Below are 8,081 nucleotides of genomic sequence, written 5' to 3' on the forward strand. Positions count from 1 at the left end.
TTTCGCAGGAAAACGCTCTGCTACTCTAAGTCATGGGCCATGCTAAATGCCTCCCTGACTCTCTTGTTTAATAAACGTGCGGCTATGTCTATCCTAAAGTAGCAACCCCCAATTTTACAACTATTCATCTCTTTATTCAAGACCTTCTAGACATCCTCTTTGCTTCTTCAAGAATTACATTCCTTCCGCTTTCCCTGTATTGAACGATTTTTTCCAACTGTCTATTATTTCAGGGCTATTTCTGGCACAAAACCAATCCAAGCATGCCTTTTAATATATAAGGCATGCTAAAGAAGCGTAAGCAAAAATGCTACACCTCTTCAATGGCGGCGGTGAGCTTTTCCCAGTCTTTAATGAGTTTTTCCAGCTTTTCTTGGAGGACAGAGTGCTCCTTCATGAGAGAAGGCGCTTCGGTATTGTCCTTGAAGAAATTGGGATCTGCGAGTTTTAGCTCGAGGTCATTTTTTTGTGCTTCGAGGGAATTGATTTCCTTTTCAGTGGCTTCCAGTTTATCGCGCAAAGGCTTTTGTTCTTCGCGTTTTTGAACCTCCAGGCGACGTTTTTCTTTTTGAGAAACACTGTCGTCATCTTCAACGGAGCTGCGGTTGCCGGCCTTGCGTTGTTCTTTCAGTATTTGCAGGTCTTTGTCTTCGAGAGCTTGGATGTAGTCTGATATGGTGCCGAGGTGGACGTTTATGCCGTTTTCGGTAATATCCCATACTTTGTCTACAATAGGGGTGAGGAATTCTCTATCGTGAGAGACAATGATGAGGGTGCCATCGTATTCACAGAGCGCTTCTTGGAGCATCTTCTTTGAGTACATGTCTAAGTGGTTAGTCGGCTCGTCCAGGATCATGCAATTGGATTTTTGCAAGAGGATACAAGCGAGGGCTAGGCGACATTTCTCACCTCCGGAGAGTACTTTGACCTTTTTAAAGACATCGTCTCCGCGGAACAGGAATGCGCCCAAGACGGTGCGGGCACGTACTCGGAGTTCATAATCGGCGGCTTCTTCGGCGATTTCGAGAACTGACTTTGCGGGATCGAGGGCTTCTGCTTGTTGTTGAGCAAAGTAGGAAATGAGGACCTTGTGACCCTGCTCGCGTTTGCCAGCCTGATATTCTTCGATGCCTGCGATGACTCTCGCCAAGGTAGATTTACCGGCTCCGTTAACACCGACGACCGCGATGCGGTCTTTGTTTTCGAGCTTGATGTTTATGTTTTTAAAAACAGTTAAATCACCATAGGCTTTTGTAATGCCTTCAAGGGTGACAATATTGTGACCGCAGACGGGAGGTTTTGGAAAACGAAAATGGATACGCGTTTCTTCTTTTTCGACGGTGACGCGATCTACTTTATCCAATGCCTTAATACGACTTTGAACCTGGCGGGCTTTTGAAGCCTTTGAACGAAAACGGTTGATAAAGTCCTCCGTTTGCTGAATTTTCTTTTGCTGATTTTTGAAAGCCAGGAGATTGAGTTCTCGTCTACGAACCTTTTCCTCTTCATAGAAAGAGTAGTTACCGGCGTAGACTTCGAGCCTGCCCATGGTCAATTCAAACGTGCGATTGCAGAGGTTGTCCAGGAAAGCACGGTCGTGAGAAATGATCATGAGGGCACCTTCGTAGCGTTTGAGGAATTGCTCAAGCCAGCGGAGAGACGGGAGGTCCAGGTGGTTAGTGGGTTCGTCTAACAGTAATAGAGAAGGCTCTCTGAGGAGAAGTTTTGCCAACGCGATACGCATCTGCCAGCCACCACTGAATTCGCCGCAATCGCGAGTGAGGTCTGCTAGCGTAAAGCCGAGACCGAGAAGAACGGTCTCGATGCGAGACTTCATGCGATGGGCCTCCATGTCTTCGAGCTTGTGCTCCCAGGCGCCAATCATGTCGATGGCTTCGTAGTACTCATCTGAAGAAGGATCCATTTCGTAGAGCTCTTCGGAAAGCTTGTCTACATTTTCACGCAGGTTCAGGATATCCGAAAAGGCTAGTTCTGCTTCCTCATAAACAGTACGACCACGGGTAGTAATCCCCTCTTGCGGCAAGTAACCGAGTGTGACGTAATTAGAGCATACAATGTTACCGTAATCCGCTTCTGCTTCGCCAAGAATAATCTTGAGCAAAGTGGATTTGCCGGCTCCATTAGAGCCCACTAAAGCGATACGATCGCGGGTTCCGATGAACCCGGATATCTCGTCATAAAGTATCTTTCCAGAATACTGGAGAGTAATTTCTTCCAATGCTAACATATAATCCCCTTATCTCCCCCTTGAGAAACCGATTAAGCGAGTGCGTTTGCAGTTGAATCTGGACCCAACTCTTCGCCCTGTTTGTGCTCTTCGGTTTTTGTCTCTTCTTTTTTAGTTGTTGGCTTAGGTTTGCCGAATGGAGTCTTTGTTACATCAGATTGAATTTCTCCGTGTTTCAAGATTTCATAAACGTGCTTACCCTCCAACGTTTCGTATTTCAATAATGCTTCTGCAATTTTCTCGAGCTCAGTTCTGTGATCACGAATAATGGTTTCCGCACGTTGGTATTCTGTATCGATAATACCATGGATAGCAGAATCGATGTGTTGGGCGGTGCTTTCGCTGTAATTTTGGTTACGTGAAATTTCCTTACCCAAGAAAATGTGATCCTGATTTTCCCCAAAAGATACCGGGCCGAGCGTACTCATGCCCCAATCGCAGACCATATGGCGAGCTAATTTAGTTGCCATACGGATGTCTCCTGAAGCGCCGCTTGTGATTTCACTAAATGTGAGTTCTTCGGCGATACGACCACCCATAGCGCAGCAAATCTGGTTGAGTAAATGTTTGCGGGAGTGGTTTAAAATATCCTTTGATGGAGAGAACATTGTGCTACCGAGGCTTTGTCCACGAGGAATGATGGTGACCTTGTGTATCGGTAAGTAACCATCATCGATAACGGCTTGGATAAGCGCGTGACCGGCTTCGTGATAAGCGGTGATTTTACGGTCCTCTTCGTCCATGAGCTTACGACGTTCGCGACCGTAGGCAATTTTATCTCTTGCCTCATCTACGTCACCCGGCTCTACCCATTCTTTGTTATAACGAGCGGCGACCAAAGCGGCCTCGTTAAGAAGGTTTTCGAGGTCTGCTCCTGAAAAGCCAGGTGTGTTGCGCGCAACGACGGACAAATCTAGCTGTGGCGATACTTTGATTTTCTTAGCATGGACGGCAAGAATTTCCTCACGCCCCTGGACATCCGGCAAATCGATTACTACCTGACGGTCAAAACGGCCAGGACGCAGCAAAGCGCTATCGAGAACATCCGGACGATTTGTGGCTGCTATGATAATGACGCCATCGTGGGCATCAAAGCCATCCATTTCAACGAGTAGCGAGTTTAATGTTTGCTCACGCTCATCATTGCCACCACCGAGACCGGCGCCTCTTTGGCGACCCACGGCATCAATTTCGTCAATAAACAAAATACAAGGAGCATTCTTTTTACCCTGCTCAAACATATCACGCACACGAGCGGCACCCACGCCGACAAACATTTCGACGAAATCGGAACCACTGATGCTAAAGAAAGGCACATCTGCCTCCCCTGCTACTGCTCGAGCGAGAAGCGTTTTACCAGTTCCCGGAGGGCCCACCATGAGGACACCCTTGGGGATACGACCGCCGATACGTTGGAACTTTTTAGGATCCTTTAAAAATTCTACAATTTCGCTGACCTCCTCCTTTGCTTCATCGCAACCAGCGACATTAGCAAATGTAGGGAGCTCTTTGTCACGCGTGAGCATTTTAGCGCGACTTTTACCAAAGCTCATAGCGCCCTTGCCGGCCATTTTTATTTGACGAACAAAGAAGAAATACAAGAGAGCAATGATAAGCACGAACGGCAGAAGACTCATGAGGATGTCTGTCATCAAGGTGCTAGCCGGCTTTTCGGAAATATTTTTACCACCCTTTGAGTCTAACAATTTATTAAACTTCTGCTCTGTCAAACGACCCTGGGCTTGGAATATGATAGGCTCTTTGGCCTCTTCGGTGAGCTCCGCGCCAGCGAGCGCGGGGTTAGCCTCCCCGTTAATGACGTACCATTCAGGACCACGATTGGGGTCTGCTTTGATGGTAGCTTTTTCGATACGACCCGATTCGGCAGCGGTGATTACCTGTTGAAGCGTCCATGTTTCATGACGACCGCCTTGCTGCCCTGGGTACATAGACCACAGACCAACGATAGCAGCAAATATAATCATCCATATCAATAAAACCTTAGGCTGAAATCTTTCCGGCTGCTTATTGTTTTTAGGGCGTCTTGTATTATTACCTTCGTCTTCCATAATTTATCTCTAAGCGCATTATCCCCTAGAACGTTTGATAAGTCAATCTTAGAGCCGTTCCAGAATCGCGAAATAACTTCTTTTCTTCCACGGGCGGAAACCCTGGTACCCAAAGTATTTGGCCAGACGAGCTCACAAAAACAGGCAACAAGGCACGGTGAGCAGGCGGGATTTTTTTATCCGTAAACAAGTCCTGCAATTTCCTCTTCCCCGGGGCACCTAAAGGTTGGTATTTATCCCCAGGAGACCAAGGACGCAGCAGTAACGGAAAATCCGCTTCATTGACGATAATAAAAGCCTCCTCACGCGGATCCACCAATCCCGCTTTAATGTTACTCCAGAGCACCTCGGTAACCTCAACGGTTTCTATCCTCACTCGGCCAGAGCCCGGCAAGTCAACCTCAGTTAAGCCTGGGTGTAACGTAACTTCTTTCCAGGCGGGAGTCGTCTTGCCTTCCTTAGCACGAGCGGATAAGTATTGGCCATCGAAGCATACAAACCTATTAGAGCCAGCACTGATTTGGGCACTGTCCCCAGCAATTATTTTTGCCAACACATCATCACAGCAACGAGCGCTTAGGTATTTATCCAGATCATTCACATGCAACCACTCGTAGAGCGCTCTTCGGTAAAGCGCTATAGGCTTCCCCTGAAGAGGAGCTAGATTTAAAGGCTCGGCAGGTTTTGTGGGCCATGCAATTAATTCATGCAACCATGATTGCAAGGCGGAATCATCCTCCTCAAGCAGCTGGCGAGAACGACCTATATTTTTTAACGCATCCCCCGGCGGCAGTTTATTAAACTGAGGTAAGATACGATGGCGAACAATGTTTCTAGTATAAGCGAGCCCTTGATTGGAAGAATCCTCCCGCCAAGGAATATTATATTCGAGACAAGCGCTTTTAATATCCTCTTTGCTGAGATTGAGCAAAGGACGCAAATGAACATAACCATCATTAAAGCAATGTACCGGACGAGGAGCCGCGAGGCCGGCTGTACCACTACCGCGCGCCAAACGCATGAGCATCGTTTCAGCAACATCCTCCCGGTGGTGCCCAAAAAGCAAAACATGCCCGCCAAAACGCTTAATTTTCTCATGAAAGAAAGTATGCCGAAGCGCTCTCAAATCCGCTTCACTAGGATCCTGCAGCTGTTTGTTATTCCTTTCTGAATGAAATTGAAGCCCAAGACGAGCTGCCCAATCCCGCACAAACGCTTCATCCTCATCTGATTCCTTGCCCCTAAGCCCATGGTTATAGTGAAGGACGATGAACTGAGCGCGATGATTTCTAAAATGCCCGTACAACAAAAAAAGGAGCGCCATGGAATCTACCCCGCCCGAACAGGCGATCCCTAGCGGGATGCCTGCCCCTTCCCTATCAAACCAATCGAGCACATCGCTGTGCAAAGCCCCTTGCGGGAATCTGCGAACGAGGTTGAGTACAATATCATTTACATCACTTTTGTTAGCAAGACTCACACACTTTTGATTCGCCAATATAATCCTTACCCAACCAAGGCTTCAGTACCTCAGGTACCTTTACTCGGCCATCTTCCTGGATATTATTTTCTAAAATGGCGGCTAATACACGAGGCACAGCTAAGCCAGAAGCATTTAACGTGTGCACGACCTGTGCCTTACCACCCCCTTGAGGACGGAAACGGATACCCGCGCGCCGAGCCTGGAAGTCCGTAAAATTACTGCAACTAGAAACCTCTAACCAACGCTTTTGCCCGCCAGCCCATACCTCCAGATCATATTGTTTGGAATGAGGGAAACCGATATCACCCGTGCAAATAGCTAAGACACGATAAGGGATTTCTAACAGCTGCAAAAGCCGCTCGGCATCTGCGCGGAGAGATTCCAATTCTTCGAAACTTTTTTCCGGATGAACCCATTTAACTAACTCTACTTTATCAAATTGGTGTAAGCGGTTAAGCCCACGAACGTCTTTACCCCAGCTGCCAGCCTCTCTGCGAAAGCAAGGCGTGTAAGCACAACGCTTTAAAGGCAATTCACCCTCCTCGACAATTTCATCGCGAAAAAAGTTTGTGACGGGAACCTCTGCGGTTGGGACGAGGTATAGATCATCCCCCTGGGCGTGGTACATCTGGCCCTCTTTATCCGGCAACTGGCCTGTTGCGGTCGCGCTTGCGGCATTTATCAGAATAGGCGGGAGAAACTCGATGTAGCCTCCCTTATTAGCCTCATCTAAATAAAAAGAAATAAGCGCTCTGAGCAAACGTGCCATGTCTCCGATATAAAACGGAAAACCGCCACCAGTGACTTTTACTCCACGTTGAAAATCTATGTACTGATTAAACCAAGGAATATCGTAGTGAGCGGTTGCGTGCGGGGATACTGAATTTACATCGCCCCAAGTTGCAACCGTCTGGTTATCTCCCTCTGTTTTCCCGATAGGCACGGACTCGTGCGGCATATTAGGAATCGTCATAAAAGACGCTTTCCAGGCCTCATCCACCTCCTTAGCGGCAGCCTCCAACTCCTTTACCCTTGCGGCAATGACCTTCATGCCCTGTACGGCTTCTAAAAACTCAGGGGAACCCTTTTTTAGCGCGGCCATTTTGTCATTAAACGCCTTTTGTTCAGCACGCGCATTTTCGGCCTCAGCAACCTGTTCCCTGCGCTTGGCATCTAGCACTAAAAAGGCATCCAGATCACAGGAAAACTTTTTCTTGGCAATGGCATTCCGGACAAATTCCGGATTTTCTCTCAAAATTTTTACATCAATCATATTAAGGTTTGTATATTAACCGGTATTGCCAATCAGACAAAGGAAATTTTTCTTTTAAAAGATCTTCCAGAGAAGAATTCTTATTCTCTGTTTCTTTTTTGACAAATTCGACATTAAAACAAGCATTGGTAAATTTTAGGTTATAATTACGCTCTAGCAACCATTTGTCCTTTTTTACCTCGATACCCGTGATTTCCAGGATTACGTGATAGAGGGCTTCAGGTTCTTTAAGTTGACTCCAATTACATTCCGACAGCGCTTTTCTTTCACCGGCTCGATTCAAGTTATATAACTCATCGTACCGCAAATACCTTAACTTGCTTTGCGTCGAGATGACCCTTTCTCGGTAAACGATTGCCTTTTTAAAGTATTTTAAGTCCTGCGGATCAAAGTTTTTCCTAAAGAAATCGCAGACTAATCGGGCATTCAAGCACGTCTCCACGGAACTATACTCTTTCAGGATTTTATACACCCAAACGTCACCGAGAGAAACAAAGGTACGCGGTTTTTCCCTTTTGCCCATCAGGGTTTTTATGTTTGATAATACACCCTTGGTGGCCGGAATAATTTTGCGGTTGATGATAAATTTTACACAGCAATTTGAAATTGGCTTTTCTGCTTTTAAAAGAATGCATTTTTCAGTTTTGAGTAATTTAGCACTGTCATCTGTCGGTAAAAGCGAGATGCGATTCATTATCCTCAACTTAGTATTATCAACCTCTTTTAGTTCCTCCTCTTTTATAGCCTCTTTATCATTAAGTCGTATGTAACCCTGTTTCTTTATAATATTCATAACTAAAAGGGTAATGATTACGACTCGAATGACGAGGCAAAAAAGAGTTTAAAAAAGGTAAGTAAAGAGATGTAATGAAGGAGTGGTTCAAGAAACGATCAAATGCTATCATTGCGGGAGTGAAGATGTTGTAAAAAACGGAAAGGCACCGAATGGGAAACAGAAGTACAAGTGCAACGCCTGTGGGAAACAGAGTCGGGAAAACCCGAGTGAAA

General features: G+C 46.3%; 5 protein-coding genes. All 5 read right to left on the reverse strand.

Annotated features, from left to right (window positions below; all coding sequences use genetic code 11):
* Nucleotides 1-310: 310 nt before the first annotated feature.
* The 5 genes from AUJ82_07800 to AUJ82_07820 are packed head-to-tail and all read right to left on the reverse strand — an operon-like array spanning nucleotide 311 to nucleotide 7,866.
* Nucleotides 311-2,248: an ABC transporter ATP-binding protein gene (locus AUJ82_07800; GenBank protein OIO58766.1), complete on the reverse strand. Its 1,938-nt coding sequence runs from the start codon at nucleotides 2,246-2,248 to the stop codon at nucleotides 311-313.
* A gap of 32 nt (nucleotides 2,249-2,280) precedes the next feature.
* The gene (locus tag AUJ82_07805) at nucleotides 2,281-4,317 is read right to left on the reverse strand and encodes a cell division protein FtsH (protein OIO58767.1); all 2,037 of its coding nucleotides are present in this window, start codon (nucleotides 4,315-4,317) and stop codon (nucleotides 2,281-2,283) included.
* Nucleotides 4,318-4,342: 25 nt separating this feature from the next.
* Complete coding sequence (locus tag AUJ82_07810) at nucleotides 4,343-5,797, reverse strand: tRNA lysidine(34) synthetase TilS (protein OIO58768.1); 1,455 nt, start codon at nucleotides 5,795-5,797, stop codon at nucleotides 4,343-4,345.
* Nucleotides 5,784-7,073: a serine--tRNA ligase gene (locus AUJ82_07815; GenBank protein ID OIO58769.1), complete on the reverse strand. Its 1,290-nt coding sequence runs from the start codon at nucleotides 7,071-7,073 to the stop codon at nucleotides 5,784-5,786. Before AUJ82_07815 ends, AUJ82_07810 begins: the two co-directional genes overlap by 14 nt.
* Before the next feature lies 1 nt (nucleotide 7,074).
* Nucleotides 7,075-7,866: a hypothetical protein gene (locus AUJ82_07820; protein ID OIO58770.1), complete on the reverse strand. Its 792-nt coding sequence runs from the start codon at nucleotides 7,864-7,866 to the stop codon at nucleotides 7,075-7,077.
* Nucleotides 7,867-8,081 lie beyond the last annotated feature (215 nt).

It is taken from the genome of Verrucomicrobia bacterium CG1_02_43_26 (assembly GCA_001872735.1).
Classification (GTDB): Bacteria; Verrucomicrobiota; Verrucomicrobiia; order Opitutales; family CG1-02-43-26; genus CG1-02-43-26.

Bases quoted from the DNA above. Each gene is read 5' to 3' on its own strand.
- AUJ82_07800 (OIO58766.1), bottom strand. From the start codon at position 2,248: ATGTTAGCATTGGAAGAAATTACTCTCCAGTATTCTGGAAAGATACTT.
- AUJ82_07805 (OIO58767.1), bottom strand. From the start codon at position 4,317: ATGGAAGACGAAGGTAATAATACAAGACGCCCTAAAAACAATAAGCAG.
- AUJ82_07820 (OIO58770.1), bottom strand. From the start codon at position 7,866: ATGAATATTATAAAGAAACAGGGTTACATACGACTTAATGATAAAGAG.
- AUJ82_07815 (OIO58769.1), bottom strand. From the start codon at position 7,073: ATGATTGATGTAAAAATTTTGAGAGAAAATCCGGAATTTGTCCGGAAT.